Origin of the sequence: Bradyrhizobium sp. UNPF46, from assembly GCF_006658625.1 — a bacterium.
In the GTDB taxonomy this organism is placed as follows: Bacteria; Pseudomonadota; Alphaproteobacteria; order Rhizobiales; family Xanthobacteraceae; genus Bradyrhizobium; species Bradyrhizobium nitroreducens.
Genome location: NZ_LFJB01000119.1, coordinates 1 through 26,281 on the forward strand (window position 1 = coordinate 1; position 26,281 = coordinate 26,281).

At 63.0% G+C, this 26,281-nt stretch carries 24 protein-coding genes; 11 read left to right on the forward strand and 13 right to left on the reverse strand.

Annotated elements, in window-relative coordinates; translation table 11 throughout:
• Positions 1-529 precede the first annotated feature (529 nt).
• Both UNPF46_RS35940 and UNPF46_RS35945 read left to right on the forward strand, forming a co-directional pair.
• Positions 530-2,227, forward strand: a complete 1,698-nt coding sequence (locus UNPF46_RS35940; protein WP_142253191.1) for a methyl-accepting chemotaxis protein — start codon at positions 530-532, stop codon at positions 2,225-2,227.
• Positions 2,228-2,467: 240 nt separating this feature from the next.
• Positions 2,468-3,187, forward strand: a complete 720-nt coding sequence (locus UNPF46_RS35945; protein ID WP_142253192.1) for a class I SAM-dependent methyltransferase — start codon at positions 2,468-2,470, stop codon at positions 3,185-3,187.
• A gap of 11 nt (positions 3,188-3,198) precedes the next feature.
• On the opposite strand, the gene UNPF46_RS35950 is transcribed toward UNPF46_RS35945, so the two are convergent.
• Complete coding sequence (locus UNPF46_RS35950) at positions 3,199-3,960, reverse strand: dienelactone hydrolase family protein (RefSeq protein WP_246668812.1); 762 nt, start codon at positions 3,958-3,960, stop codon at positions 3,199-3,201.
• An 86-nt stretch (positions 3,961-4,046) separates the two neighbouring features.
• Here UNPF46_RS35950 and UNPF46_RS35955 point away from each other — a divergent pair, with 86 nt between their 5' ends.
• From UNPF46_RS35955 to UNPF46_RS35965, 3 genes are all read left to right on the forward strand, one after another.
• A complete protein-coding gene (locus tag UNPF46_RS35955; RefSeq protein ID WP_142253193.1) occupies positions 4,047-4,760 on the forward strand; it encodes a class I SAM-dependent methyltransferase in 714 nt (237 codons plus the stop codon).
• A gap of 94 nt (positions 4,761-4,854) precedes the next feature.
• A complete protein-coding gene (locus UNPF46_RS35960; protein WP_142253194.1) occupies positions 4,855-6,684 on the forward strand; it encodes an outer membrane protein assembly factor BamB family protein in 1,830 nt (609 codons plus the stop codon).
• A 115-nt stretch (positions 6,685-6,799) separates the two neighbouring features.
• Positions 6,800-7,216 (forward strand): GFA family protein, encoded by a 417-nt coding sequence (locus UNPF46_RS35965; protein WP_142253195.1) that lies wholly within the window; start codon positions 6,800-6,802, stop codon positions 7,214-7,216.
• Between the two features lie 88 nt (positions 7,217-7,304).
• Here the strand turns inward: UNPF46_RS35965 and UNPF46_RS35970 are convergent, their stop codons facing one another.
• Genes UNPF46_RS35970 through UNPF46_RS35980 form a run of 3 tightly spaced genes read right to left on the reverse strand, consistent with a single transcriptional unit; the run spans position 7,305 to position 10,565 of the window.
• Positions 7,305-8,264, reverse strand: a complete 960-nt coding sequence (locus tag UNPF46_RS35970; RefSeq protein ID WP_181770268.1) for a 1-phosphofructokinase family hexose kinase — start codon at positions 8,262-8,264, stop codon at positions 7,305-7,307.
• Complete coding sequence (gene glk, locus UNPF46_RS35975) at positions 8,257-9,231, reverse strand: glucokinase (protein WP_142253196.1); 975 nt, start codon at positions 9,229-9,231, stop codon at positions 8,257-8,259. The genes UNPF46_RS35970 and glk overlap by 8 nt, the downstream gene beginning before the upstream one ends.
• Positions 9,228-10,565 carry a GH1 family beta-glucosidase gene (locus UNPF46_RS35980; RefSeq protein ID WP_142253197.1) on the reverse strand — a complete coding sequence of 446 codons (1,338 nt, stop codon included), beginning with the start codon at positions 10,563-10,565 and terminating at the stop codon, positions 9,228-9,230. Before UNPF46_RS35980 ends, glk begins: the two co-directional genes overlap by 4 nt.
• Before the next feature lie 205 nt (positions 10,566-10,770).
• Between UNPF46_RS35980 and UNPF46_RS35985 the strand changes: the two genes are divergently transcribed.
• Positions 10,771-12,048 carry a glycoside hydrolase 5 family protein gene (locus tag UNPF46_RS35985; protein ID WP_349628190.1) on the forward strand — a complete coding sequence of 426 codons (1,278 nt, stop codon included), beginning with the start codon at positions 10,771-10,773 and terminating at the stop codon, positions 12,046-12,048.
• A gap of 3 nt (positions 12,049-12,051) precedes the next feature.
• Here the strand turns inward: UNPF46_RS35985 and ppsA are convergent, their stop codons facing one another.
• Positions 12,052-14,487: a phosphoenolpyruvate synthase gene (gene ppsA, locus UNPF46_RS35990; RefSeq protein WP_181770269.1), complete on the reverse strand. Its 2,436-nt coding sequence runs from the start codon at positions 14,485-14,487 to the stop codon at positions 12,052-12,054.
• A gap of 90 nt (positions 14,488-14,577) precedes the next feature.
• On the opposite strand from ppsA, the gene UNPF46_RS35995 reads away from it, so the two are divergent.
• Positions 14,578-16,125, forward strand: a complete 1,548-nt coding sequence (locus tag UNPF46_RS35995) for a trypsin-like peptidase domain-containing protein (protein ID WP_142253200.1) — start codon at positions 14,578-14,580, stop codon at positions 16,123-16,125.
• Between the two features lie 504 nt (positions 16,126-16,629).
• Here UNPF46_RS35995 and UNPF46_RS36005 read toward each other — a convergent pair.
• Positions 16,630-16,842, reverse strand: coding sequence for a hypothetical protein (locus UNPF46_RS36005; protein ID WP_100181156.1), 213 nt, complete (start codon positions 16,840-16,842; stop codon positions 16,630-16,632).
• A 30-nt stretch (positions 16,843-16,872) separates the two neighbouring features.
• Positions 16,873-17,559, reverse strand: coding sequence for a CBS domain-containing protein (locus UNPF46_RS36010; RefSeq protein ID WP_142253202.1), 687 nt, complete (start codon positions 17,557-17,559; stop codon positions 16,873-16,875).
• Positions 17,560-17,701: 142 nt separating this feature from the next.
• Here UNPF46_RS36010 and UNPF46_RS36015 point away from each other — a divergent pair, with 142 nt between their 5' ends.
• From UNPF46_RS36015 to UNPF46_RS36025, 3 genes are all read left to right on the forward strand, one after another.
• Positions 17,702-18,145, forward strand: a complete 444-nt coding sequence (locus UNPF46_RS36015) for a baeRF12 domain-containing protein (protein WP_100177246.1) — start codon at positions 17,702-17,704, stop codon at positions 18,143-18,145.
• Between the two features lie 121 nt (positions 18,146-18,266).
• Positions 18,267-19,088: a universal stress protein gene (locus UNPF46_RS36020; protein WP_100177247.1), complete on the forward strand. Its 822-nt coding sequence runs from the start codon at positions 18,267-18,269 to the stop codon at positions 19,086-19,088.
• Between the two features lie 269 nt (positions 19,089-19,357).
• Positions 19,358-21,004 carry a glycoside hydrolase family 17 protein gene (locus UNPF46_RS36025; protein ID WP_246668813.1) on the forward strand — a complete coding sequence of 549 codons (1,647 nt, stop codon included), beginning with the start codon at positions 19,358-19,360 and terminating at the stop codon, positions 21,002-21,004.
• Positions 21,005-21,088: 84 nt separating this feature from the next.
• Here UNPF46_RS36025 and UNPF46_RS36030 read toward each other — a convergent pair whose 3' ends face one another.
• Together UNPF46_RS36030 and UNPF46_RS36035 are read right to left on the reverse strand one after the other, a co-directional pair.
• Positions 21,089-22,009, reverse strand: a complete 921-nt coding sequence (locus UNPF46_RS36030; protein ID WP_142253203.1) for a ribose-phosphate diphosphokinase — start codon at positions 22,007-22,009, stop codon at positions 21,089-21,091.
• A gap of 190 nt (positions 22,010-22,199) precedes the next feature.
• On the reverse strand, positions 22,200-22,973 hold the full coding sequence (locus UNPF46_RS36035) for a c-type cytochrome (protein ID WP_246668814.1): 774 nt from the start codon (positions 22,971-22,973) through the stop codon (positions 22,200-22,202).
• Between the two features lie 52 nt (positions 22,974-23,025).
• Between UNPF46_RS36035 and UNPF46_RS36040 the strand changes: the two genes are divergently transcribed.
• Positions 23,026-23,784 carry a CBS domain-containing protein gene (locus UNPF46_RS36040; RefSeq protein ID WP_142253204.1) on the forward strand — a complete coding sequence of 253 codons (759 nt, stop codon included), beginning with the start codon at positions 23,026-23,028 and terminating at the stop codon, positions 23,782-23,784.
• 22 nt (positions 23,785-23,806) lie between these two features.
• Here UNPF46_RS36040 and UNPF46_RS38085 read toward each other — a convergent pair whose 3' ends face one another.
• From UNPF46_RS38085 to UNPF46_RS36055, 4 genes are all read right to left on the reverse strand, one after another.
• On the reverse strand, positions 23,807-23,965 hold the full coding sequence (locus UNPF46_RS38085) for a hypothetical protein (protein ID WP_161497236.1): 159 nt from the start codon (positions 23,963-23,965) through the stop codon (positions 23,807-23,809).
• A gap of 23 nt (positions 23,966-23,988) precedes the next feature.
• The gene (locus UNPF46_RS36045) at positions 23,989-24,204 is read right to left on the reverse strand and encodes a hypothetical protein (RefSeq protein WP_142253205.1); all 216 of its coding nucleotides are present in this window, start codon (positions 24,202-24,204) and stop codon (positions 23,989-23,991) included.
• 493 nt (positions 24,205-24,697) lie between these two features.
• Positions 24,698-25,420 (reverse strand): CBS domain-containing protein, encoded by a 723-nt coding sequence (locus UNPF46_RS36050; protein WP_142253206.1) that lies wholly within the window; start codon positions 25,418-25,420, stop codon positions 24,698-24,700.
• Positions 25,421-25,508: 88 nt separating this feature from the next.
• Positions 25,509-26,030 carry an Hsp20/alpha crystallin family protein gene (locus UNPF46_RS36055; protein ID WP_142253207.1) on the reverse strand — a complete coding sequence of 174 codons (522 nt, stop codon included), beginning with the start codon at positions 26,028-26,030 and terminating at the stop codon, positions 25,509-25,511.
• Positions 26,031-26,281 lie beyond the last annotated feature (251 nt).

The following is a 26,281-nucleotide window of genomic DNA, read 5'->3' on the forward strand; positions in this document are numbered from 1 at the left end:
GACACCGGTTCGCGTGAAGAAAACGCGTCAAAACAAGAATCTAGAGCTTCGGTTCTGATTCAATCAGAACCGAAAATGCTCTAGCGCTGGCGCGGGTTGACGTTGGGCTCGAACGGGGCGCCCACCATCCGAACCGGCGTTAGATCCGACGTCCGGGGGACGTCGGTCATCGCTCTCTCGGCGACCAGTCTTTCGGGCCGCGGTCCAAGGACCGGCTCGAGCAGTGTCAACGTGCAGGCCACGGCGCCACAGCACAGCGTGACCGTCGCCAGCAGAAACATGTTTCGGTTTTCTTCTCTGATCCGCATGGGCCGACAACGGCCGAAGGCTCGCTGCAGTTCCGCAGACGCGAGGATCCGGATCGCGCGCGCGGAAGCGGGCCAAGCTTACGCGGAGCTTACGTCGGGGGCGCAGAAGGGTTATTTTTCCGTAAGAGAACGCATTCAATTTGCATTAAATCTTAACGACCGCGAGTTCCAATGCACGGTGCTGGGTTTATGCCTCGGCAGGACATTGGTGAGCGGCGGAAATGAGCTTTTTGAACAATCTGAAGATCGTCTGGAAAGTGGCGCTGATCGTGGCGGTGATGGGCTGCGCGATGATCGCCGTCGCGGGCTTCGGCGCGCGCGAACTCTCCGCAACCGTCGACGGCTTCGGCGAACTCGTCGCTGCGCAATCCTCCGCGCTCAACCTCGCGCGCGCCCAGCGCCGAGCCGAGACTTATCATGCCGCGCTCTATGCCGTCTTCACCGAGGCAACCGAGGCCGGCAATGTCGCTCGCCTGAAGACGGCCAACCAGAACCGCGACGAGATCCGTCAATACCTGGACGCGGCGGAGCAGGATGATCCGGGACGCGCCAGCCAGATCAAGAGCATTGGCGACCAGCTCAAGGCCGCGTTCGCGGGCTGCGACCCGGTGCTGAAGGCGGGATCGCAGGCCAGCAGCACGGAAGAGAATGCCAAGGCCGCCGACCGCGCGCACAAGGAGTGCGATCCGCTGCTCGATGCGGCCCTCGCACGCATTGCCCAATTCACCACCGAAACCGGTCAGGCCGTCGCCAAGCGCAAGGAGGCCATCAACCGCGACGCGCGCGCCGCGACCTGGACCGTGGTCGGCGTCAGCGCCGGCGGCCTGATCCTGGGCATCGCGATCGCGCTGTTCATCGGCCTCAAGGCGATGTCGCACCCGATTGCCCGGCTCAAGCTCGCCATGGAGGGGCTTGCCCGCAACGATCTCAAGACCGAGGTGCCCGACAAGGACCGCCGCGACGAGATTGGCGAGATGGCCAAAACCGTCGAAGTGTTCAAGACCAATGGGCTCGAGGTCGAACGTCTCAAGGCCGCGCAGCTCGAAACGGAGAAGCAGGCCGCCGAGCAGCGCCGCCGCGACATGGTCAACCTCGCCGACGGCTTCGAGCGCGCGGTCGGCGAGATCATCGACACAGTCGGGTCCGCCTCCACCGAGCTCGAAGCATCGTCCTCGACGCTGGCCACCACCGCGCAGCGTGCGCAGGAGCTGACCTCGGTCGTTGCGGTCGCCTCGGGCGAAGCCACCGGCAACGTGCAGTCGGTCGCGACCGCCACCGAAGAGCTGTCCTCGTCGGTCAACGAGATCAGCCGGCAGGTGCAGGAATCCGCGCGGATGGCGGGTGAAGCTGTCGCCCAGGCCCGCACCACGACCGAACGCGTCAGCGAGCTCTCGGTCGCGGCGACGCGGATCGGCGACGTCGTCGAGCTGATCAACACCATTGCCGGCCAGACCAACCTCCTGGCGCTGAACGCCACGATCGAGGCGGCGCGCGCCGGCGAGGCCGGCCGGGGCTTTGCCGTCGTTGCCTCCGAGGTGAAGACGCTGGCCGAGCAGACCGCGAAAGCGACCGGCGAGATCAGCCAGCAGATCACCGGCATCCAGACCGCGACGCAGGAATCCGTCAACGCGATCCGCGACATCTCCGTGACGATCGAGCGGCTGTCGGAGGTGTCGTCGACGATTGCCGCCGCCGTCGAGGAGCAGGGCGCCGCAACCCAGGAGATCTCGCGCAACGTGCAGCAGGCCGCCCACGGCACCCAGCAGGTCTCGACCAACATCGCCGATGTGCAGCGCGGCGCGGCCGAGACCGGCTCGGCCTCCTCGCAGGTGCTCTCGACCGCCAAGATGCTGGCGAGCGACAGCACCCGGCTCAAGGACGAGGTCGGAAAATTCCTGCGGACCGTGCGCTCGGCGTAAGTCCGCGCCGCAATGTCCGTCTGCCGGGCCTCTATGGCGCCAGCAGGAAACCGAGCGCGACCACCAACAGCATGGCCGTCATGACGACGGCCGTCACCGCGCCGGCGATGATCCTTGCTTTTTCTCTGGCGGTGGTGGGACGCATAGCGTGCGCATGCTATCTCATGTTGAAATTCGATCCAATCTGTGGTTGTTGACCGTCCCCGCGCGGGTGCGCGGCAGACACCACAGGTCCGGGACATGAACGAGGACGTCGGCGACGGCTGGGCCACCTCCGCGGCCGCATGGATCGTCGAGCAAGGCGAAGACGGCGACTATGGCCGCCGCTGCGTGCTGGATGCGCCGATGCGGGCGCGGATCGAGGGCCGCGGATTCCGCCATGCGCTCGACGTCGGATGCGGGGAGGGGCGCTTCTGCCGCATCATGCAGCGCGCCGGCATTCGCACCACCGGCATCGATCCGACCGAGGCCTTGCTGGCGCGCGCCAGGGAGCTGGACCCGGACGGCGACTATCGGCTCGGCCGCGCCGAGACGATGGATGTCGAGGCCTTGTACGATCTCGTCGTCAGCTATCTCAGCCTGATCGACATGCCCGATCTCGGCGGGGCAATCGCCGGCATGGTGAGGGCGCTGCGGCCCGGCGGCACGCTGCTGATCGCCAACATGACCAGCTTCAACACCGCCGGCCCGCCCGAAGGCTGGACGCGCGACCACGACGGTACTCCGCGCTTCATCATCGATCACTACATGGATGAACGCGCGACCTGGGTGAGCTGGCGCGACATGCGGATCCTGAACTGGCATCGGCCGCTCAGCACCTACATGACGCTGCTGCTCGATCATGGTCTCCAGCTGCGCCTGTTCAGCGAGCCCCAACCGACGGGCGGCACCCCCGAGCAGATCGCCCGGCATCGCCGCGTGCCCTACTTCCACATCATGGAATGGCAGAAGCCGGATTGAGCGGTGCCGGATCAGGCAGCGAGCCTCGCTCTGAAGAACCGCGCGACGCGATCAATCGCATCCGACGTCATCGGATCGGAGTCGCTGAAGTCAAAGCCATGCGGCTTGCCGGGATAGGGCACGAACTCAGCGTCGGCGCCGACGGATCTCGCAAGCTCGATCAGCTTCTTGCCATTCGCGATCGATACGTTCTGATCGGCTTCGCCGTGCAACTCGATCGAGGGTGGCATATGCTTGACCTTGCCAGCCATCGCTTCGGGCATGCCGGCATAGAGCACCGCAAGCGCGGCAATGCGCGCATCGCGGGCGGCGGTATTGGCGGCAACGAACCCGCCGAGCGAAAAGCCCAGCAGGCCGACCTGCCCAGAGCTGTCGGCACGGCCGAGAATGGTCGTGACGGTGGTGGACACCGTCTCCGACCAGCCGTCGAAGCGCCCCGTGTCATAGGCCTCGCGGCTCCCTTTCGTGCTTGACTTCGGATCGAGCGCCGCGGTGTCCCTGCCGGTCATGTAATGGAGGAAATAGGCGTCGATACCTGCCGCCGTCAATGCGTCGGCATAGCGCTCATAGGCGCGTTGTCTCAGCTCGATGCCGCGCGAGCCGTGCAGCACAATGACCGCAGGGCGCTTTCCGGTCAGTTTCGCCGCATAGCGCGAGAGGGACAGGCTCTCATTGCCGGCCGCGACGCTGAGCTGCTCGCTCGGTGCGCCACGCGCCGTAGCGGGCAACAGCAGTGCGGCGAGACCGGTCAGGGCCGTTCGTCGAGTGATCATCGGCAGGCTCGCTTGAAGGAGATTTCGGGCGCGGCCCATCCGCTGTATGGTGAGCTTGCGACGGAATTTTGACTCGGGCTGATCCAATGATCTCCAATCGTCATCCCGTGCTGGCCCACGAACGCTTCGTGGCCGACCGCGACAATTTCACGGGCCTCGATCTCGCCGCGCGGTTCGAGCGGATCGAGCGGACCAACCTGTGGGGCGCTGCCGGCTCGGTGTCGGGTCTGGGCTCGGAGGACATGGCCACCGCCGCCATCCGGGACGCGCTTCCGCCGCTCGTGCAGCGGCGCGGCGTGCGTTCGCTGCTCGACGCCCCCTGCGGCGATGCGGGCTGGATCGGACGCATCAAGCTCGATCTCGACTACATCGGCATCGACATCGTGCCGTCGCTGATCGAGGCCAACAACCGGCGCGTGTCGGACGGCGAGCTGGCCGGCCGATTTCTGGTTGCCGATATCACGCGCGATGCACTGCCGCGCGCCGATCTGATCCTGTGCCGGGACTGCCTGGTGCATCTGAGCTTTCAGAACATCGCCCGCGCCGTCGCCCGCTTTCGCGAGAGCGGCGCGCAATTCCTGCTCGTTACGACGTTTCCGGAATGGGAGGACAATCGCGATTGCGAGGACGGCGACTGGCGCGCGCTCAACATGATGAAGGCGCCGTTCGGCTGGCCCGCGCCGCGCGAGTTGCTCGACGAGCGCTGCGAGGAAGGCGAGGGCGGCTGGCGCGACAAGAGCCTCGGGCTGTGGCGGCTGGACGACCTACCGAATCCCGTTCACATGGCCACGGATGTGTGACAGCTGCGGGCGCAACCTCCATTGCGGACTCGATCGTGCCGACGATAGACTTCGGGTTGTGTAAGCGATCTCCTGTCGCATGCCGGAGCGCACCATGAGCCTACGTCCCGCCTTGGCCGCGTTGTTGATTGGGTTCAGTTCGCCGGCGCTGGCGCAGCAGGACGGCGCTGCGCTCTATGCCGCGCATTGCGCGCAATGCCACGACGGCGATGCGCAGGCCCGCGTGCCCGGCCGCGGCGCCCTGCAGGCGATGTCGTTCGATCATGTGCTGGGTGCGTTGACCTCCGGCAGCATGACGGCGATGGCGAAGGACCGCAGCGACGCCGAACGCCGCGCGATAGCATCCTTCGTCACCGGCAAGATGCCGACGGGCGGCGGCGCCGACGCGGACGGCCGCTGCGCGCAGCAGGCGAACAGCTTTCCTGGACCCCTCGACGGTCCGCGCTGGAACGGCTGGGGCGTCGACGCTGGCAACAGCCGGTTCCAGCCGGCCGACATGGCCGGGCTGACGGCGGAGCAGGTGCCGCGCCTGCGGCTGAAATGGGCTTATGCCTTCCCCAGCGCCTCGGTGTCGTTTGCGCCGCCGACGATCGTCGGCGGCATGCTGTTCATCGGCGGCACCGATCGCAAGGTGCACGCGCTCGACGCGCGAAGCGGCTGCACGCTGTGGACGTTGGCGATCGATGCGGCGGTGCATGCCGCGATCAGCTTTGCGAAGCTTCCGGGCTCCGATCAGTACGCGATCTTCTTCGGCGATCTGCGCGCCAACGCCTATGCGGTGAATGCCCTTACCGGTGCGCTGATCTGGAAGACGAAGGTGGAGGAGCATGCGGCTGCGCGCATTACCGGTGCGCCGACGCTGCATGATGGCGTGCTCTACGTGCCGGTGTCCTCGCTCGAGGAAGCCGCCGGCTCGCAAGCCTCCTACGAATGCTGCACCTTCCGCGGCAGCGTGGTGGCGCTGGAGGCTGCGACCGGCAAGACGGTCTGGCAGGCCTACACCATCCCCGAGATCCCGCATCCCACGACGAGGAATGCCCGGGGCACGCAGCTGTTCGGCCCGTCGGGCGCTGCGATCTGGTCGGCGCCGACGATCGATGCGAAGCGGGGCGCGCTCTATGTGGCGACCAGCAATTCCTATTCGAACCCGCCGGCTGCGACCGCCGATTCGATCCTGGCGTTCGAGCTCGGAAGCGGGAAGCTGCTGTGGAAGCAGCAGGCGACGCCGAAGGACGCCTTCGTCGTGGCGTGCTTCATGGCAGACAAGACCAATTGTCCCGACGAGCCCGGGCCCGATCACGATTTCGGCCAGTCACCGATCCTCGTCACCTTGCGCGATGGCAAGCGCATCCTGGCCATCGCGCAAAAGTCCGGCGTCGTGCACGCGCTCGATCCCGACGACGGCGGCAAGATCCTGTGGCAGACAAGGATCGGGAAGGGCGGTTCGCTGGGTGGTAGCGAGTGGGGCTCGGCCGCGGACGGCGAGCGCATCTATGTCGCCAACTCCGACGTGCGCTTTACGCGCGATGGCACGCGGCAGCTCGATCCCACGCAAGGCGGCGGCCTGTTCGGTCTCGATCTCGCCAGCGGGAAGGTCGTGATGGAGGTGCCGCCGGTGGCCTGCGGCGAGCGCCTTCAATGCAGCCCCGCCCTCTCGGCGGCGGTGAGCCTGATCCCCGGCGTCGTGTTCTCCGGCGGCGTCAGCGGATTCCTGCGCGCCTACGCCACCGACGGCAAGCTGCTCTGGGAGTTCGACACTGCGCGGGACTTCAAGGCCGTGAACGGCATCCCCGCCCATGGCGGTGCGATCGACGGTCCCGGTCCCGTCATCGCCGGCGGCATGCTCTACACCAATTCCGGCTACGGCCAATGGAGCGGCGTCCCTGGCAACTTGCTGCTGGCATTCGAGGCCGCGACGGAGTGAGCTTCCGCTCTGGTGTCCCGGACGCGCTGCAACGGCTTAGCGTTGCTGCGCTGCGTCCGGAGCACGGGCCGACCGCCTTTCAATTCGCTTCCGTCTAGAAGGGAAAACACATTCAATGATCGATGCCAGATGCAGCTGCGGCGCGCTTTCGCTGTCGCTGCCGGGACCATCGCAGCTCGTCGTCGCCTGTCATTGCCTCGACTGTCAGCGACGAACCGGCGCGCCGTTCGGTGTCGGTGCCTTCTACGCCGCAGGGGCCGTCACGATTTCAGGATTGTCAAAGGAGTACGTTCGGACAGCCGCGAGCGGCGGCAAGGTCCACAACCATTTTTGTCCCGACTGCGGCGCAACGGTCTATTGGCAAGCCGACAATCTGCCCGGGATGATCGGCGTTGCCGTCGGCGCGATCGCAGATCCGGATTTTCCGCGGCCAGTCAGATCGGTGTTCGAGCAGTCGAAACATGGCTGGGTGGAGATCGAAGGTGCCGAGCATTTTCGGCAAAGCAGCGTGCCGAAAAAGAATTCGGGCTGAAGGTGCCTGAAGCTGGTGCCGGCTGAGGGGACTGAACCCCCGATCTTCGGCTTACAAAAACGCTTGCCGGCGATCGGTATCCCGGTTGCTAGACAGGATAGACTTTCGTGACGTTCGCGCTCGCGGCGAGGCGCTGAACGTCCTCGGCGCGGCAAAGCCCCGTGCCAGGGCTGAGCAGCGCGGCCGAGCCGCCGGCAATGCCGTATCGGAACGCTCTTTCCAGGTTGTCGTCATGGGCCAGGCTCGACACCATCGCCCCCAGAAAACTGTCGCCGGCGCCGGACACGCTGACGGGCACAATCGGCAGGCCATCCGCACGCAAGGCCATGTCGCGGGTCAGCAGCAACGCGCCCTGCGAGCCCATCGAAAGCGCGATGATCTCGATGCGGTAGCGGTCGAACAGGCGGCGCCCCGCTGCGATGAGCGAAGGTTCATCGGCGCTGCTGATGCCGGCGAGGTCCTGAAACTCCCGCAGATTGGGCTTGATGAGATAAACGCCCGCCGCCAATGCCGCCTTCAGTGCGGCGCCGGTCGTATCCACGATCACCCTGGCTGCGCCCTTCGATGCCTGTACGACCCTGCCATAGAAATCATCTGGGGCGCCCGGCGGAAGGCTGCCGCTTGCGATTACAAATGCCGCCTGACAGCTGATACGCGCGAGGGCGTCGAGGCACTGCTGCCATTCGAACTCGCTCAGGTGGGTGCCCGGAAAGACCAGGCGAAACTGCTCACGTGTCGTCTCGTCGAAGACGGTGATGTCCTCGCGGGTTTCGTTCGATGTCGGAATCACGATGCTGCGCACGGCTTCGCGTTCGACCAGCGCCGACAGGGTCTGCCCGGAGGCGCCCCCGGCCGGGTAGATCGCGGTTGCATCAGTGCCGAGCCGCTTCAGAACGCGGGCGACGTTGATGCCGCCGCCACCTGGATCGCGCTGAGCCTCCGCGCAGCGCATCTTGACGAAGGGCTGCATTTTCTTGACCGATGTCGAGATATCGACAGCCGGGTTGATGGTTAGCGTAACAATCCGGATGGGCGCTGTCTCAGCCACGACCCTCAGTCTCCATCAAAGCGCGAAGGCCGACGAACGCGACGTCTTCGTCGAGGACGAGATAGGCAGGTATCGGCGCGAGGTATGTCCCGAGCCGTCCCTTACCTTCAAAGCGTGTGCGAAACTGCGATGCGGCAAGATATCCCGGCATGTGACGCAAGATGCCTCCGGCGATGAAGATGCCGCCTTTTGCGCCGATTGCGAGCGCAAGATTGCCCGCGACGGATCCCAGCATCGCGCAAAACATGTCGACCGCCGCCCGGCTGATCGGGCAGGTGCCCTCGATCCCGGCGCGCGTGATGTCGGTCGCACGCCGTCTCGGGACGGTCACGCCATCGAGGGACGCAAGAGCGTCATGGAGATTCTCCAGCCCGGCACCCGACAGAACGCGTTCGGAAGAGACATGCCCGAAGCGCCGCCGCAGGTGGTCGATGACGGCATCTTCGCGCAGTGAGCCGCCCGCCATCGTGGAATGGCCCCCCTCGCTGGGAAGTACGATCGGGGCGCCGGCATGCGGTATGCTGATCACCATGCCCAGGCCAGTGCCGGGGCCAAGCGCGGCGAGGGGCGCTCCTTCGACGCGTTCCCGCCCGCCGAGTTGCAGCAGGCTCTCCGGCGGAAGACGGGACAGGGCCCACCCCACCGCTTCGAAATCATTGAGAAGACGGACCGATGAGAACCCGTAATTGCCGCACAGCTCTGCAGCATCAATGATCCATGAATTGTTGGTAAGGACGCAGCGGCCATGTTGAATTGGGCCGGACGCAGCGACGATGGCATTCCGAATTGTACCGGGCGGCGCCGTATCGCCGAGATAGGCCGCGAGAGCCTGCTGAAAGGTGCCGAAATCGCCGACGGCCATATGGGAGATCGGACCGAGCCTGCCGTCGGCGGAGAGGGCGAAGCGGGCGTTGGTCCCGCCGATGTCGGCGAGCAGGGTGGCTGTCCTCGAAGAGGCTGCTGTCATGACGAGTGCCTCGCCTTGATGAGCCCGGCGTACCAGCCGAATGACGCCTTTGGTATCCGCCGCAGCGAGGCATAGTCCACATAGGTCAGGCCGAACCTGGTGCTGTAGCCGGAATCCCATTCGAAATTGTCGAGAAGCGACCAGATGAAATAGCCGCGAACATCGACACCGCCGGAGGCTGCGGCATTCATCGCCTCGATATAGGCCTTCAGGAAGTCAATGCGGCCGCCGTCGTTCACGACATCCGTCTGATCCAGCTGGTCGAAGCTGCCATATCCGTTCTCAAGGACGTAGATCGGCAGCCCATAGCGCTCCTGGACGGCTTCGAGAGTTAGCCGGAAAGCGTCGGGCTCGATCGGCCATCCGATCGGAGTCAAGGGAACGTCGGCCGGCTTGTCGCCGAAATCGTAGCCCAGCATCGCGTCCGCACGCGCCTTCACATAGACGGGACTGTAGTGGTTCAGCCCAAACCAATCGATCGGACGGCAAATGCGCGCCATGTCGCCCGGTTGCATGTGCGGCTCGATCGCCGTCCGCATCGATGGCGGATAGGCGCCAAGGCATTGCGGGTCTGGAAAGACACCGTTCCAATAGACGTCCAGGCGTGTCGCCGCCGCGGCGTCGGCTTCGCTCGCGCTGGAGGGGCGGCAGGGCTGCCGGTTGTGAATGCATCCGATCGAGGCGCCGGCAACGCTCGCGCGCAGCGCATCCACAGCGGCCCCATGCGCGAGATTGACGTTGTGGATCATGCGGTGGAGCTCGTCCTCGCTTCCGCGGTCCCGCTTGCCGAGCGAGCGGCCGAACAGAGTGAAGATGGACGGCTCGTTCAATGTCGCGAAACGCTTGACCCGGTCGCCGAAGCGTCTGGCGGCCAGGGCGGTGTAGTCGGCGAACCACGCCGCGAACTCTCGGTTGAGCCAGCCGCCGCGCTCCTCCAGAGCCTGGGGCAGGTCCCAATGATAGAGGCACAGCCATGGCTCGATCCCGGCGGCCAGGAGCTCGTCGATCAGACGGTCGTAGAATGCAAGGCCGGCCTCGTTGGCGGATCCGCATCCTTGCGGCAGCACGCGCGGCCAGGCCACCGAGAACCGGTAAGCCTGCACGCCCAGCGCCTTCATCAGGCCGACATCCTCGCGATAGCGATGATAGTGGTCACACGCGATGTCGCCGGTGTCGTGATTCCTGATGGCGCCGCTTTGGCAGTAGGTATCCCAGATGCTGAGCCCGCGGCCGTCTTCCCGCGTGGCTCCCTCGATCTGGAAGCTCGAGGTGGAAACGCCCCAGATGAAATCCGGTCGCAGGCTCGTGGTGTTTGGCAGTCGGGTTGTCGACATGAACGACCTGATTGGTCCAGCCCGCAATGAGTGATGTGACATTGGTAGTCATGCCGGCTCTGGGCGGTATTGAGATATCTCAATGAGCCCTGGCTCGACTGTGCAAAGGATTGACGTCCTAAGACCGTTGCTGGGGTCCGTAGTGCAAAGAACGAAATGGGGCGGGGTCGTTGACGGCGACCTCCGCGGGAGCGGCTACTTTCGCGTGGCCGAGCGCAATGGCGTATTCTGGCTCGTCGATCCCGACGGGGGCCGTTTCATTTCAAAAGGGGTCAATACGGTCCGCTTCGATCAGGAACGCATCAGAGAGACCGACCGCTTCCCCTACGCCGAGGCCTGCCAAGCCAAATATGGCAGCCTGCAGATCTGGCGTACTGCCGTGGCTGACCGGCTGGCAAGCTGGGCCTTCAACACGGTCGGCTGCTGGTCAGACGAACTCGTCGCCAGTGCGGGATCGCGATCGCTGGCAACCACGCCGGTCGCGGAGCTGGGCGCATCCTTCCGCCTGCACCGGCGCGATCAGGTCTTCCCTGATGTCTTCGATCCCGAATTCGCGGCGCATATCCGCGCAGGCGCCGATCAGCGTTGCCGGCATCGGCGCAATGATCCCGGCTTGCTCGGTACCTTCATCGACAACGAGCTCTATTGGTCACCCGACTGGCGCAGTTCCGACGAGCTCCTGACGCTGTTTCTGAACCTGCCGCCTCGTCGACCCGGCAGGGTCGCTGCCCTCACAGGGCTGCAGGCGCGTTATCGGGATTTTGCTCAATTCAACGCGGTATGGCGCACACCGGCGCGGTCCTGGCAGGAGCTCGACAGGATCGAACATGTCGCCGCGCCTTTCGTCAGGCTTCGCCCCGGCGTCCTGAACGATGCGCTCGAGACCAAGGCCAATCTGGCAGATCCCGCCCGCGAAGCCTTCTCGGCGGATTGCGACGCCTTCGTGGCTATCGTGGCTGACAGATATTTCGAACTCTGCGTCTCGGCCATCAAGGCGGCCGATCCCAATCATCTCGTGCTCGGATCCCGGTTCGGCTATCAGCCACCGGCAGGCGTCATCGCGGCGGCCGGCCGCCATCTCGATGTGATCTCGTTCAATTGCTACGACTTTGACCCCGGTCCCGTCATTGACGCTTATGCAGCCGGCGCGAAGCCATGCCTGATCACCGAATTCTCGTTTCGAGGCGACGACGCAGGCTTGCCGAATACCAAGGGAGGGGGACCCCGGGTGGCGACCCAGACAGAGCGTGCCCAGGCTTTCGAGGGCTATGTTGTGACAGCGCTCAGCAAGCCGAATGTGGTCGGCTATCACTGGTTCGAGCATGCCGATGAGCCGGCGGAGGGGCGGTTCGACGGTGAGGACTCGAATTTCGGCACCGTGACCATCGAGGACCACGTTTATGTGGAGCTGACGAAGACCATGACCAGGGTCAACGCAGCGGCAGAGCGCATTCACGCCGCGGCTGTGCCGGCTGTGATCTGATCGCTACAGCGAGGTCAGGCGTCGCGCGTCGGACTTCGGCAGATCGGCTTCGGCCTCGGACACGATGGCCATGGTTCGAAACACGCTCGCGGGATTGACGCTGATCGAGTCGATGCCGAGGCCGGTCAAATAGCGCGCGATCTCCGGATAGTTCGCGGGCGCTTCGCCGCAGATGCCGATATGGCGACCGTTGCGCTTGGCGCCGACCACCGCCTGCCGGAACATCTCCAGCATTCCCGGATCGCGCTCGTCGAAATCGAAGGCCACGATGTCGGAATCCCGGTCCACTCCCAGCGTCAGCTGGGTGAGATCGTTGGAGCCGATCGAGAAGCCGTCGAACAGCTCCGCAAACGCGTCGATCTGGATGACGTTGTTCGGGATCTCGCACATGACGTAGATCTCGAGACCGTCGTCGCCCCGCTTCAGCCCATTGGCCGCCATCGTGGCGATCACGCGCCGGCCTTCCGCGACGGTTCGGCAGAACGGCACCATGACGCGCAGATTGGAAAGACCCATCTCGTTCCGCACCCGTCGGAGCGCGGCACATTCCAGGGCAAACCCCTCGGCGTAGGCGGGATGGCTGTAGCGAGAGGCGCCCCGGAAGCCCAGCATTGGGTTCTCTTCCCGAGGCTCAAAACCTTCGCCTCCAATCAGGCTGGCATATTCGTTGGTCTTGAAATCGGAAAGCCGCACAATCACGGGCTTCGGATAGAAGGCCGCAGCAATGGTGCCGACGCCTTCCGAAAGTCTTTGCACGAAGAAGTCGGCCGGGCTGGCGAAGCCCTTCACAAGGCGTGCGATCTCGGCCCGCGCCTTCGCCGATTCGACTTTGTCCGGCTTGAGCAACGCCATGGGGTGAACGCCGATATGCTCGCTGATGATGAATTCCATGCGGGCGAGGCCGACCCCGGCCTGCGGCTGCATCGCGGTGCGGAATGCCATCTCCGGAGTGCCGACATTCACCATGATGGCGGTCCGTGGCTGGCGCAAATCGCTCACCGGCGTCCTGGTCACGTCGAAGCTCACCTTTCCCTGGTAGACGCTACCGACGTCGCCTTCGGCACAGCAGATCGTGACTTCGGTGCCGGTCTTGATCTTCTCGGTCGCGCGCGTGGCTCCGACCACCGCAGGGATGCCCAGCTCTCGCGCGATGATGGCGGCGTGACAGGTGCGGCCGCCCTTGTCGGTGATGATGCCGGCGGCGATCTTCATGACCGGCTCCCAGTCCGGGCTGGTGGCCGGCGCCACCAGGATCTCACCGGGCTTAAAGGCGGCAAGATCGCGTGCGGTCACGATGCGGCGTGTCCGTCCTGAGGCGATTTTCTCGCCCACCGCGCGGCCGGTGACGACGACCGGGCCGCGTCCCTTCAGATTGTATGTCTCGTAAACGTCAGCGGAGCGCCGCGAGGCGACCGTCTCGGGCCTGGCCTGGATGATGTAGAGCTTCCCGTCGGCGCCGTCCTTGGCCCATTCGATGTCCATCGGCATCGCGGCACCGGCGTGTTGGGAGTAGTGGGCTTCGATACGAACCGCGATGTCGGCAAGGCTGAGCACTTCTGGGTCGGAGATGCAGAATTTGCGGCGTTCGGCTTCGGGGACATTGCGCGTGAGCGTTGCATGCTCGCCGCCGCGCTTGCCGTAGATCATGCGGATCTGCTTGGCTCCGAGCCGACGCCGCAGCACGTGGCGATATCCCCGGCTCAGCGTCGGCTTGTGAACATAGAACTCGTCCGGATCGACCTGGCCCTGCACGATGGTCTCGCCGAGACCGTAGCAGCCTGTGACGAAGACCACGTCACGAAAGCCGGATTCGGTGTCGAGCGTGAAGACGACGCCACTGGCGGCCAGATCGGAACGCACCATTTTCATGACGGCGACGGAAAGCGCCACCTTGAAATGATCAAAGCCGTTGTCGACGCGATAGGAGATCGCCCGATCGGTGAAGATCGACGCGAAACAACGCCGGCATGCCTCGAACAGATCCTTGGGCCCGCGCACGTTGAGAAAGCTCTCGTGCTGGCCTGCAAAGCTCGCCGTCGGCAGGTCCTCGGCCGTCGCGGAACTTCGCACGGCGACGGCAACCCCGTTTCCGGCCTCGCGTTCGAGTTGCCGATAGGCGTCCACGACCTGCTTGCGGAGGAGGGGCGTGTCCATGGCCTCGTATATGATCTCGCGAGCTTTCGCAGCCCTGCTGGCGAGCTGCCTTATTTTGCTCTTGTCGATCCCGTCGAGGAGCCGGTGCAACTCGTCGGCAACCCCGTGTCGTGACAGCGCATCGCGATAGGCCTCGGCCGTGATGGCGAAGCCATTGGGAACGGCAATCCCCTGTGACGCGAGTGCCGTGTACAGCTCGCCCAGCGAAGCGGTCTTGCCGCCGACTAGACCGACGTCGCCCAATCCGATTTCGAGGAAGGATCTAATGTACCCGGACATGTCCATAACAGAGCACGTCGTGGCTCTCTGCTCTTGAGGCAAGTCAAAATTCGTATTGTTGCCTTCCCGCTGCGAGGTTGGCGGGCTTCAGCTCAGTTGAGGCAGATCAAGCTGCTGGTGAGAAAGCCGGTCAAGCTTCCATGTCATTTTGACCCGAAAGCGAGGTGGAGTGTGATTCTCGTCAACGCCGGTGTGCGGGTTGTGGCGGTGACCTGTACCGGGAGGCTGATCGCGTTGGGCCTGGGCGTCGCGATGCTGGGTGCATCGCTCGTACCAAATGGAATGGGGCGCGCCGCCGCTGCCGAGGTCGATGCCACCGGCGTCAATGCTCCCGTCGGATTTGCAGAGATCATTGAACGGGTCAGACCGGCTGTTGTCGGCATCCGTGTCAAGACCGAGCCGGGAAGTGTTGATGGCGAGCGGGCGCAGGCGTTTCCGCCCGGATCGCTATTGGATCGGTTCTTTCGGCAATTCGGGGTGCAAATCCCCCCGGATCCTACTCCAGGGGCCGATGTCACGGTTGGCTCTGGATTCCTGATCTCCGGCGACGGCGATATCGTCACGAACGAGCACGTCGTGGCGAAGGGCGTCGACATCGAGGTGACGATGGATGACGGAAAGAACTATTCCGCCAGGCTCATCGGCAGTGACCCACAGACCGATCTCGCGCTGATCAGGATCTCCGCACCGAGTGACCTGCCTTACGTCCGCTTTGCCGCGGCGGAGCCCCGAATAGGCGAGTGGGTGCTCGCGATCGGTGATCCGTTCGGGCTTGGCGGCTCGGTCACCGCTGGGATCGTTTCGGCGCGCGGGCGCGATATTGGCGGGGAATCCTATAACGATTTCATCCAGATCGATGCTCCGGTCAATAAGGGCAACTCCGGCGGGCCATCATTCAACGTGAGGGGCGAAGTCATCGGGGTCAACACCGTCATCTACTCGCCTTCGGGCGGCTCGGTGGGAGTGGCGTTCGATGTTCCGGCGGAGACGGTGAGATTGGTCGTCCGCCAGCTTCGAGATAAGGGCTACGTCTCGCGAGGCTGGGTCGGCGTTTCCCTTCAGGAGATCACGCCTGGCATCGCCGACGCCATGAACCTTAGGAGTACCCGGGGTGCGCTCGTTGCGCAGCTCGATGAAGGGCCGGCGGCCAAGCAGGGCGTGGAGCCGGGTGACGTCATCACTTCCTTGAACGATCACGAGTTGAAGAGCCCACGTGATTTCGCCAGAACAGTGGCCGCGATCAGCCCTGGGACTGTGATCAATCTCCGTGTCCAGAGGAATGGGCAGCAGAATTCGATCGATGTGACGGTCGGCGAACTCCCGCGCGCGCCGGAAGTCGGCAAGGAAAAGCAGGCGGAGCTGAGGGAAAGGTCGGAGCTCGGGCTCACAATCGCCCCGGCACGCCTTGTCTCGGGTGCCGGGGAGACCGGGGTAGTGATCCTTGAGATCAGGCCGGGCAGCGGCGCGGCTGACGGTGGTCTTCAGGTCGGCGACATCATTCTTGCCATCGGAGGACATCCCGTCCTCGCGGGCGCCGATGTCGACAGAATGGTCAACGAAGCCCGAGCACAATCCCGGCGGACGATACTGGTCCGGATCAAACGGTCGGGTGCAATGAACTTCGTGGCCGTTCCCATCACCTGAGCGTACGATCATGGACGCAAATTCGAAAGATCGCGTCATCAGCAGTCCGCGCGATCGCGCAGCGGATCAGTCGGCGGTGCCGCACCAGACGCGGGCGGCAAAGGCGTCTCGTCGAAAATGGGTCCGCATCAGTCCCACGGTCTCGTGGTATGGAAAGATACTCATCATAGGGGCCCTGCTCGTCACCTTCGGATGGGAGCTGTTTCACCTGATCATAACGCTAATGACCCTGGACTGAGCCCGCTCAGGAGGCGATGCCGTGCATCGCAACTTCACCTTGCCCGAGCTTGAGCCCAAGCTGGATGAGGTCCAGGGCGGAACGCTCCTTCAGATCAGCCGTCAGGACTATGAGCACACGTTTGGGCTCAATGACCCGGCGCTAGGGGTCGCGTGCGCAACTTCGCACACTCTCGCGGACGCAGCAAAGAAAGGCGTCTGCCGACCGCATGGCATTCGTCCCACATTGCGAGGCCGCTCCAGGTCGCTCGTTCAAGCCTCCCGGCATCAAGACGGGAAGTCGGCCGGCTGTACGTCAATGCGATCAGCATGCAGCGACCAATCTCGGATATCGCGGAATTCGCAAAACTGCCTCGCTGCCAGCGCAGCGGCTTCGTCGGCATCGCGTGCATCGACGTCAATAATGCGCTGGCAAGCTTCGCAGGGTTGCCCTTGGTCGCCGAGCACGTCCTTGAGGAAGCGGACGGTGAAGTGGGCCATAGTATACCTCGTCATCAGATCCCGGTGCGATCAGTAGATAAAGACCGGAGTTTCAAGCAGGTGATCATTGACGGCTTGGACGCCGGGAATTGCCTCCGCGGCCACGCGAATAGCCGTCCGTTCGGCCAGTGACGGTGCGAAGCCCCAGAGGTCCACCACACCGTTCTGGACCGTGGCATTCACAGTGAGCGTATGCGCCCAAGGTTGCTTTTTGAGCTCGTCGAAGAGACTTTTCCTGATGGCCGCATCCGGAAGCGAAATTTCGAGCTTCGGCTTGGCGCTCGCGATCGCTTGAACCAGATTGGATCGGCTGACGATCCCGACGAGCTGACCTTCCTTGTTGACAATCGGGACGCGTTTGATCTGCCGCTCCTCGAGAAGCATCGCAATATCGCCCAAAGGTGTCTCGGGCGACGCGGTCGCGACGTCTTGCGTCATGATGTCTTGCACCTTGACCGAATGCGATCTCACGTAGTCGGTTGCCTGTTCGGCGTCACCGGTCAACAAGCGCAGCCACCAGGAGTAGGAGCGTTCGGTGCCGCTTTCCGCCCGATGCATGAGATCGCCTTCACTCACAATTCCAAGAAGCTTGTTGTCGGGATCGACCACGGGTACCGCGCTGATCCGGCGTTCCAGCAGGGTTCTCGCCACCTGCTTGACGGATGCGTGCGGGCCAACCGTCACGACCGGGGATACCATGATGTCGCGTGCTTTCATGACAGGCTCCATGTGGGCTCATCAATTTTCGCGATCTTGCCGGATTTGTGAGCTCCCCGGCTTGATGCGGATCAAGCGGCTCGGCCGACGCGGCGATAGCAATTGGCGTATTCACTGAGGAGGCTTCACTGAGGAGGCCGAAATGGTCAGGATACCGCATCGCGCAGTCGTATTCGTGGGTGACGGACGGAAGGCGCTGTTCCTGCGAAATCAGGGAGATGAGAGGTTTCCGAACTTGAAGATGGAAGCGGTGTTTGAACACGAAAATCCGCCGACCCATTCACATGGAACCGATCGTCCCGGCCGGGTCAGCAAGGCTTCGCATTCGTCGCACAGAAGTGCAGTCGAGACCACCGATTGGCACGAGCTCGAGGAGAGCCGCTTCGTGAGGCAGGTCGCGGCAGCCGCTGAGCGTCTCATCCGCAGCGAGCAGTCGACGCCGCTCATCGTCGTCGCACCGCCGCGGACCCTGGCAGAGCTTCGGTCCGCCTTCCATGAGGATGTCAAGCGCCGGATTGTCGGCGAACTCGACAAGGACCTTACCAAGCACCCGGTCGGCGAGATCGAGAAGCATCTCCAGGACTAGGGGATGGACCGCAGCCTCGTTGAGGCGGACGTCTCTCCTGGGCGCGGCTTGATCTTGCTCAACCGACTGGTCGTGCGTCGGGCGATAAGAGAGCAGATGCGCATTTTATCGGAGAGAAGTCATGTCAATCGCCAGCGTCATGGTTTACGTCGACACCGAGCAGCAAGAGGCGGGACAGGTCGCCGTTGCGGATAGTATCGCGTCTGGGTTCGAGGCTTCCATTCTCGGTGTGTCCGCCGTGGCCGTGCAGCCTCCGTTCGTGGCCGAAGGCGTCATCATTGAACAGACCACGGAGGAGGACCTCGGGCGTATACGAGCCGCGCTCGCGGAAAAGGAGGGCTGGTTCAGGAGAGTGGTGCGTTCGGCGGCCGAGAAAGTCGAATGGCGCTGGGCGATCAACGATCCGACCGGCTTCCTCGTTGAGCAAGCCAGGGCGGCGGATCTCGTTGTCGTCAAGCGCAGCTCGCTCAGGGCCAGCCCCAGCCACCTCTTCGACCCGGCCGGCGCCATGCTCCAGATGGGGCGCCCGACGCTGTCGGTCCCCGAGCGTGCAACGAAATTGTCCGGCGATCGCATTGTGGTCGGCTGGAAGGACACCCGCGAAGCGCGCCGTGCGGTGCGCGACGCGATGCCATTCCTGACCCGGGCGTCGAAAGTGACCATAACCGAGATCTGCACATCGGATGAGCAGGACGCGGCGCACCGTCGGGTGCGGGATGTCGCCAATTATCTCGCGAAACATGGTGTGAATTGCGAGCATGAGATCCGTGTGCATACTGCAGAGGCCGATGCCGGCTATCTCATTCGCCTTGCCAAGGACGTTCATGCCGACCTCATCGTTACCGGAGGTTACGGACACAGCAGGCTCGGGGAGTGGATCTTTGGCGGCATGACGCAAAGTCTTCTGCAGGAGGCAGAGATCTGCCTCCTTATGTCTCACTAAGGCCCTTAAGACGCGGACCGCGTGCAATGGAACGGGTTGTGAAGCAGACGGACATCTGCCAGATTTCGCAGATGCTGGTCATCCGCGACCGAAGGCTTGCCGGAATCCTCGGCAGCTTCTCGTCGCACTTGAGCAGCGGCTGAGGCGATCGACGCAAGGATCGCGGCAATAGCGCCCAAGCCGGTTCGGCAATGCAAAGCACCAGACAAAACGCAGGTAAGCGAGGCGCTGAGCCAACCAACTTCCGGCAACGGCACCCCGACGCTTTGATGAGGCCCAAAGGGCCATTCCCAAGGAGGCCGGGAATTGTCGTTGTCCGCACGCCGCTGGCACTTCTCTTTCTGTCCCTGAGCATCATCGCGGCAGTATGGTGGTGGCTTGGCAGGCCAGGTGAGTTCGCGCGGGCCCCAATAGACCCGAACGACAAAGTGCCGTGCATATCTTATGCACCCTTCCGCAGCCATCAGACCTCGCTTTCGTCGTCAACGCGTGTTTCGGCAGAACAGATTGCGGAGGATCTGGCAGAACTCGCCAAGATGTCGGACTGCATCCGTACGTACGCGACGGATCTTGGTCTGGATCAAATCCCAGAACTTGCCGCCAAGGCGGGTCTGAAAGTTGTTCAGGGAATCTTTCTTGACCGTGATCGGACGAAGAACGCAGCCCAGATCGCCGCGGGCGTACGGCTCGCCAACGAGCATCCGGGAACGGTCATTGCCCTCGTGATCGGCAATGAAGTGCTGTTGCGCAAGGAGATGGCGCCTTCCGAGCTTGCCGCTGCGATCCGCACGGTCAAGGCACAGGTTGACGTCCCAGTGACCTATGCGGACGTCTGGGAATTTTGGCTCAGCAATCGCGAGCTCGGTGATGTCGTCGACTTTGTGACGATCCATGTTCTGCCCTATTGGGAGAACGTTCCGATTGCAGCCGAGCTCGCCGCCGCTCATGCCGACCGGATTCGCCGGCGGGTTGCAGCGGAGTTTCCGGGCAAGGACGTCCTGATTGGAGAAATAGGCTGGCCGAGCGAGGGGCGAATGCGGGAGTCCGCGCTGCCATCGCCGGTCAACCAGGCCCGTGTCGTTTCGGACATTCTCGACCTTGCCCGCCGCGAAAACTTCCGCGTGAACCTGTTCGAGGCCTATGATGAATCCTGGAAGCGCGAGCTTGAGGGGACCGTCGGCGGATCCTGGGGACTGTTTGATTCCGAACGGCGTGCGCTGAAATATCCGCCAGGCGTACCCATCGGCAACTTCCCTTGGTGGAAGCTGCAGATGATCTGCGGAATGGCGTTGGCCTTGCTTGTCTTCGGCGCGGCCTGGTGGGGCTATGGGCGCAAACCGGTTGAGCGCTGCCTGGCCTCCTGGATCGCCGTGGGAGCATCGGCAACGACCGCGGGAAGTCTGCTGGGCGTGGCCGGTCAAAGAGCGTTCTACGAGAGCGTCGGCGCGGGCGGTTGGGTGTTGTCGGGTGTGTTTCTATTGGCAGCAAGCGTTTCGCCAGTGCTTGGCGCCGGCTCCCTCATGGCGGGACGGACACTGCCCAGTTCTCTGCAATTGTTGGGTCCGAGGCGCGTCCGAACGTCGTCGGCGTTGGCGGCGGCGCTGGGACTGGCCTTGATGGTCATTGCGGTGGTTGGCACGGAGACAGCAATCGCCCTGGTGTTTGACCCTCGCAACATCGAGTTTCCCTTTGCGTCCCTGACCATGGCGACGATACCGTTTGCGGCCATTGCGCTGCTCAATCCTTCCAGGAGTGGAAGCCGGCCTCTCGCGGAATCGATGTTTGCCGGCATTTTCGCCGTGGCGGCGGTCTACGTCGCGTTCAACGAGGGACCTGCCAACTGGCAATCGCTCTGGACCTGCGGCGCGTACATGCTGCTTGCTATGACGCTGTGGCAGGTTCGTCTTCCGGACTGAATGAGCCCGTCAGGGGGCGGGTCTGGCAGGGGTCTGCCCGCCGAAACGTTGCCGGGCGGGCCGAATGCGCATCGGCTGTAACGATTACGCCAGGCTGCTGTCCGTCGGCACGCCGGCCACCTCTTGACGAAGTGCGTCGGCGAGAAGAGGAGTCAGGCTGATGGCATTCGTGGGATGCTGCACACTGTCGGTGGATCGAATGGAGCGGATGCCCACGCCCCCGAATCCCACCACAAGCGGCGGAGGAAAGAGGGCGTGGACGACGATGACGTCGATGGAAGAAACGCCTGACGTCATGAGAGCCTGCGCGCAGGCGGTGAGCGTTCCGCCGGAAGACACGATGTCATCGATGAACAGAGCCCGGCGGCCGGAGAGCATCCTCGGCTCCGGAAACGCGATCTGCACGTTCTGATCACCTAGACGCACCTTTTGTGCGACGTCGTAGGGAAGCTTGAAATGGCCGGCAATGTCGGCCACCCGGGCGCGCGACTCTTCATCCGGTCCAACTATGACCGTTTCGGGAGAGATTGTTTCGGCGCGAAGCAGGGCCTCGATCGCGGGAGCTGCCGAGAGATTGTCGGCTTCGGCGCCAGGGAAGACGTGGGCCAGGCTGTTCCTGCGATGGAGATGGGCGTCGAATGTTATCACCCGATCGAAATTGTTCGCCAGAAGACTCCCGATCGCATGCTGACTGATGGCTTCGCCTGGACGGAATGCCGCGTCCTGGCGCATGTAGCCCAGATAGGGCGCCACGAGTACGAGCCGGCTGGCGCCATTGCGGCGCAACGCTTCCGCGGCGAAGAGTAGGGCAATCAGCTTTTCGTTGGGCTGATTGAGAGAGCAGCAGACAATCGTGGTTGCTGCGGTCGGACCCACGGTCGTGCGGATCTCTCCGTCGGGAAATCGGTGTAGATCGATCGCGTTGCCGGGGATTCCGAGTGCCTCTGCAAGCCGGGGTCCGAAATGAGCCGAAGTCGGCATCCACTGAACGGCACAGGAGTTCATGCTTTCGCTCCAGCTTGTGTATCGATCCCATAGTCTAAGTCCAGCTGCGTCATGCCGATAACGAGGTCAAAGTCGTCATCCGAAAGCGCGAATCCGGCAGAGCGGCTCCCTCCGCTGGACAGGGGCCACGTCGTTTTGAATATGGAGGCGTTGCTTTGTTGGCGTTGGGGTACAGCACGGGCATTACATCTCAGCGAGGAGGGCGTGCTCCGAGAGTCTCCAGGTAGGCGACAATGGCTTCGATCTGGTACTCCGAAAGCCTCGGATTAGGCATGGTCTGATCAGGACCAAGGCGGCGATGGCTTGATGTCAAGAACAGTCTGAGCGCATCAGCGGAGAACGACGATCTGCTCACGATCTCCGGGAAGGCGGGCGCAGGCGGGCGGAGCGTCGGCGGCTCCTTTGCCGCATCAGCGACAAGGTGGCACGTTCCGCAATTCGAGTGGGCAAGGGCCCGTCCCTCCGCCACCTGATCGACGAACAGTTGATTGGGCACGGGCACCGTCAAGGGTATCTGGATTGCAATCGGAGCGTATCCGCTGCTCCTGTGGCAGCCGTTGCATTCATTGGTCAGGGCCGCGTACGACTTCATGAACGCGGCCACGTCCTTGGATTGTAGAGCCTGTCCGACGGCTTGAATCTGTTCCCTCGCGCGAATGGCTCGAGACGGATCGGCTAACAGCCTGCCTGCGGCTTCGAGATTGCTGTCGATCTGCCGAAGCTCGTAGCTTGCCAGGCTCCAATTGCTCAGTTTGCCGGCAAACCACAATTTCGCGTGCTGAAGCTGCAGTCTAGTCATGAGCTCGGACAACGCAGGGGACGAATCGGCAGGCGCCCCGGCGCTAGAGGCCGAAAGTGTGGCCAGTATCGCGATCAACATGAGCATCCGCAAGGGCATGGACGAGGCTTCCGATGTGACAGTCAGAATGGCATCATGGTCTCTCCCGCTCTTGATCTCGATCAACACCTCATTCAACGTGGCAAATACGTCTTGAGCCTTTCCGGGAGCGGAAGACATGCGCGCGCAACAGATTATGTCCCGACGGGTGGTCACTGTAAGGCCCGAAGCGCCGATCGCCGATGCCATCAAGTCGATGCTCGCGCACCACATCAGTGGTTTGCCGGTCGTCGACTCGAGCGGGAAGCTCGTCGGTATCTTGTGCGAAAGCGATTTTCTCAGACGCGCCGAAATCGGCACGGAGCATGAGCACAACCGACTGCTCGCGGTCCTGCTTGGAGCCGATCGCATCGCCGGCGAGTTCGTCAAGGAACACGGACGCAAGGTCGAGCAGGTGATGACCCCCCAGCCAGTCACCACGAGCGAGCAGGCGCCTCTGGAGGAGGTTGCCGACCTGATGGAGCGACGACGTCTGAATCACGTTCCGGTCATGCGTGGCGATCGCATCGTCGGCATCATCACCCGCTCTGATTTCGTGTCGGCAGTTGCCGGCCCGCTGGCGAACAAATCGGGCTATTCGGAGGACGACGAGCAGGTTCGGCGATCCGTTCTCGCCGCGTTGGCTGGGATACCGTGGCAACCGGTCGGTCTGAACGTCGGCGTGAGGAACGGCACGGTCACGCTACGTGGCGTCGTCAAGGCTGGAAACGCACATCGAGCGGTCATCGTAGCGTGCGAGAACGTTCCGAACGTTCGGTCGGTGGAAGACCGTCTTTGTATCCAACCTGCCCATCCCGATCCGGAGGACGACTACGGCGGGGGCGATTTCGTTTCCTTGCAGACGGAGCCGTCTACGCTGGATGACGAGCCGCTCTAGCTCGTCCGCGGCAGCTTTCGATCTATTCGTCCCTTGCCCGCCTCTTGCCGTCTGCCAGGTGACGATGTCCGGATTGAACCGTGCGCTTGGCCAATCTGCCGATGGACGAGGAAAAGAGCGTGATTTCGAGCACGCCGTAGAGCGCAAGCAAGATCAACACCTTGATCACTTCATTGGTCATTTCGATATCCTCCCCTCCTTCATCTAGATCGGATGCTTCTCAACACGGGCCATTTCGGTGACAGCAGAGACTGGATGGGCCTTGTAGACGGCCCGGGCCGCCTTCACCGGTATATTGGTTTCCGGCTGGGTCATGCGGACGGTCAGTGCTGCCGCCATGATGGTAATGCCGGTGAGCAACGCGGAGATCACCACCTTGAGGTGGGTTGCCTTGTCTGCGCTATGGATCGAGTGGTTCATTGCAAGCACCATAGTCATCGAACAGCTGCGGGCCGGCGAATTCTCTGTAGAGCATCAGACGGGCGGCCGAAATTCGGGCCCTTCACCTAAGGGACTAACCTTAGGTTAAGGCTGAGGGGGCGATCCGCCGCGATCGAGCGCGATGGTTAGGCTCGACCGGCGTCTGGAGGCCACCGTACTGGTGCGAGCCGGGCTCGGAGGCGCATTAATGAATTTGCATGGAAGGATGATCGGCGTAGTCGTCGCAAGAAGGAGCGGCTTTGCCTTTGCGGTGCCGGTCGAAGCAGTCCGCAGGCTTCTTATGGCCGCGCAGCAAGAGCGCGGGGAGGATATCTCCTGACGCGACGAACGCCCTTACAGACCTCGGGAATGGATCGCTGCCCTCAAACGTTGGCAAAAACCCTCAAGAAAGAGTTTGACGGTTTTCGAGGTCTGCAAGCGATCTTCCCGCTTGCTCGTGCTCGCGGCATGATGGCTGCCGATCCGCGGGAATTCAGCCCGCGGCTTTCAGGTCTTCCGGCGATTCCACGGAGTACCCGGAATACGTGTCAACGAAGCTGAGGTGGTCGTGAACTTCCTTGACTCCGTTGGTGTTTTCGGCCGCGACCGTGGCCGCCCGTCGAGCCTCATCCGTCGTGATGAGACCGTACAGATGGACGACGCCTTGACGGCAGGTCACCCTGAACCCGATGGGACGCCAGTCGGTGGCCTCGACAGCCCTTGTGATGCGTTCGCGGATGTGATCGTCGTCGGCGGTCGGATCCGGAATTTCGTGAGCAAGGCTCGCCATGGCTTGCAGGAGATTGCTTCTCGTCACGATTCCGACCACACCCTTGCCGCGCATCACGGGAACTCGCTTGATGTCGTGCTTTTCCATCAGTGCGACGATATCCGCCAGGGACGTCTCCTCCTGGACCGTGATGACCTTCCGGGTCATGACGTCCTCGACTTTTCGGCCGCGCTCGTGAATGAACTCCGCGGCCGATCGCGTGGGTCCCATGAAGAATGTCAACCAGGCCGCGTGTCGACGCCCGGTTCCGATCTCGCTGCGGCGGATGAAATCGCTTTCCGAGACGACGCCGACGAGATTGCCGGCATCGTCGATGACCGGCAGGCCGCTGATGTGCATCCGCAGCATGATCTTCGCGGCATCCTCGATTGTCGTGTGCGGCGTGACGGCGACGACGTCTCTCGTCATGACATGAATGGCGTGCATTTGACTGTGCTCGGAAGGTTGAGGATGCGATAAGGCGCCTGCATCGGCGCGAGGCGGCGGTTACAGCCGCCTCGTGCCGGCGAGGTCATCAGGCGGCCTTCACATTGATGGTCTTGGCCGGCTTCTGGGCTTCCTCGGTCTTTGGCAAGACGACCTTGAGCACGCCGTTCTTGAAGGTCGCTTCGATCTTGTCGGTGTTGACGCCGTCCGGCAGGGCGAAGTACCGCTCGAAAGAGCCATAGCGGCGCTCGGAGACGTAGTAGTCCTTCTTCGTCTCTTCGGTCTCCTCGCGCTTCTCGCCCTTGATCGTCAGGCCGCCATTGACGAGCTTGACGTCGATGTTCTTCTCGTCGAGGCCAGGAAGCTCTGCGGTGATCTCGTAGGCTTTGTCGCCTTCGACGACGTCAACGGCCGGTGCCGCAATCGACTTTGAAAAATCGCGTTCGAGCCGAGCGAGCGATTGGAACGGCCGATTCCAGAAGCCATTGCCGAAATCGTCGAAGATCTGGTCGATTTCATTCTTCAACGCCTGGAATGGCCGCCAAGGCTCACCGGCGGGAGCGGGCGTGGTCGTGGATTTCGTGACAGGAAGCTTCGTCTCGGTTGCCATGATCATCTCTCCTTCGAGGCTTGACCATCTCGGTCGCGCAGGAGGGTAGCCAAGGGTATGGAAGGGAAATTTGACATCGCTCAAGCCCGTATTGAATGGCGAGCATTTTTTGGTACTCGTCGCACAATTGTGAGCGAGGGGATTTCCAAGTGCGCTCGAGGTAACTTTCGGTTCTGATTGAATCAGAACCGAAGCTCTAGATTCTTGTTTTGACGCGTTTTCTTCACGCGAACCGGTGTCCACTTCGCTCG

Bases quoted from the DNA above. Each gene is read 5' to 3' on its own strand.
- UNPF46_RS35940 (WP_142253191.1), top strand. From the start codon at position 530: ATGAGCTTTTTGAACAATCTGAAGATCGTCTGGAAAGTGGCGCTGATC.
- UNPF46_RS35945 (WP_142253192.1), top strand. From the start codon at position 2,468: ATGAACGAGGACGTCGGCGACGGCTGGGCCACCTCCGCGGCCGCATGG.
- UNPF46_RS35950 (WP_246668812.1), bottom strand. From the start codon at position 3,960: ATGATCACTCGACGAACGGCCCTGACCGGTCTCGCCGCACTGCTGTTG.
- UNPF46_RS35955 (WP_142253193.1), top strand. From the start codon at position 4,047: ATGATCTCCAATCGTCATCCCGTGCTGGCCCACGAACGCTTCGTGGCC.
- UNPF46_RS35960 (WP_142253194.1), top strand. From the start codon at position 4,855: ATGAGCCTACGTCCCGCCTTGGCCGCGTTGTTGATTGGGTTCAGTTCG.
- UNPF46_RS35965 (WP_142253195.1), top strand. From the start codon at position 6,800: ATGATCGATGCCAGATGCAGCTGCGGCGCGCTTTCGCTGTCGCTGCCG.
- glk (WP_142253196.1), bottom strand. From the start codon at position 9,231: ATGACAGCAGCCTCTTCGAGGACAGCCACCCTGCTCGCCGACATCGGC.
- UNPF46_RS35980 (WP_142253197.1), bottom strand. From the start codon at position 10,565: ATGTCGACAACCCGACTGCCAAACACCACGAGCCTGCGACCGGATTTC.
- ppsA (WP_181770269.1), bottom strand. From the start codon at position 14,487: ATGGACATGTCCGGGTACATTAGATCCTTCCTCGAAATCGGATTGGGC.
- UNPF46_RS36005 (WP_100181156.1), bottom strand. From the start codon at position 16,842: ATGGCCCACTTCACCGTCCGCTTCCTCAAGGACGTGCTCGGCGACCAA.
- UNPF46_RS36010 (WP_142253202.1), bottom strand. From the start codon at position 17,559: ATGAAAGCACGCGACATCATGGTATCCCCGGTCGTGACGGTTGGCCCG.
- UNPF46_RS36015 (WP_100177246.1), top strand. From the start codon at position 17,702: ATGGTCAGGATACCGCATCGCGCAGTCGTATTCGTGGGTGACGGACGG.
- UNPF46_RS36020 (WP_100177247.1), top strand. From the start codon at position 18,267: ATGTCAATCGCCAGCGTCATGGTTTACGTCGACACCGAGCAGCAAGAG.
- UNPF46_RS36025 (WP_246668813.1), top strand. From the start codon at position 19,358: ATGAGGCCCAAAGGGCCATTCCCAAGGAGGCCGGGAATTGTCGTTGTC.
- UNPF46_RS36030 (WP_142253203.1), bottom strand. From the start codon at position 22,009: ATGAACTCCTGTGCCGTTCAGTGGATGCCGACTTCGGCTCATTTCGGA.
- UNPF46_RS36040 (WP_142253204.1), top strand. From the start codon at position 23,026: ATGCGCGCGCAACAGATTATGTCCCGACGGGTGGTCACTGTAAGGCCC.
- UNPF46_RS38085 (WP_161497236.1), bottom strand. From the start codon at position 23,965: ATGACCAATGAAGTGATCAAGGTGTTGATCTTGCTTGCGCTCTACGGC.
- UNPF46_RS36045 (WP_142253205.1), bottom strand. From the start codon at position 24,204: ATGAACCACTCGATCCATAGCGCAGACAAGGCAACCCACCTCAAGGTG.
- UNPF46_RS36050 (WP_142253206.1), bottom strand. From the start codon at position 25,420: ATGCACGCCATTCATGTCATGACGAGAGACGTCGTCGCCGTCACGCCG.
- UNPF46_RS36055 (WP_142253207.1), bottom strand. From the start codon at position 26,030: ATGGCAACCGAGACGAAGCTTCCTGTCACGAAATCCACGACCACGCCC.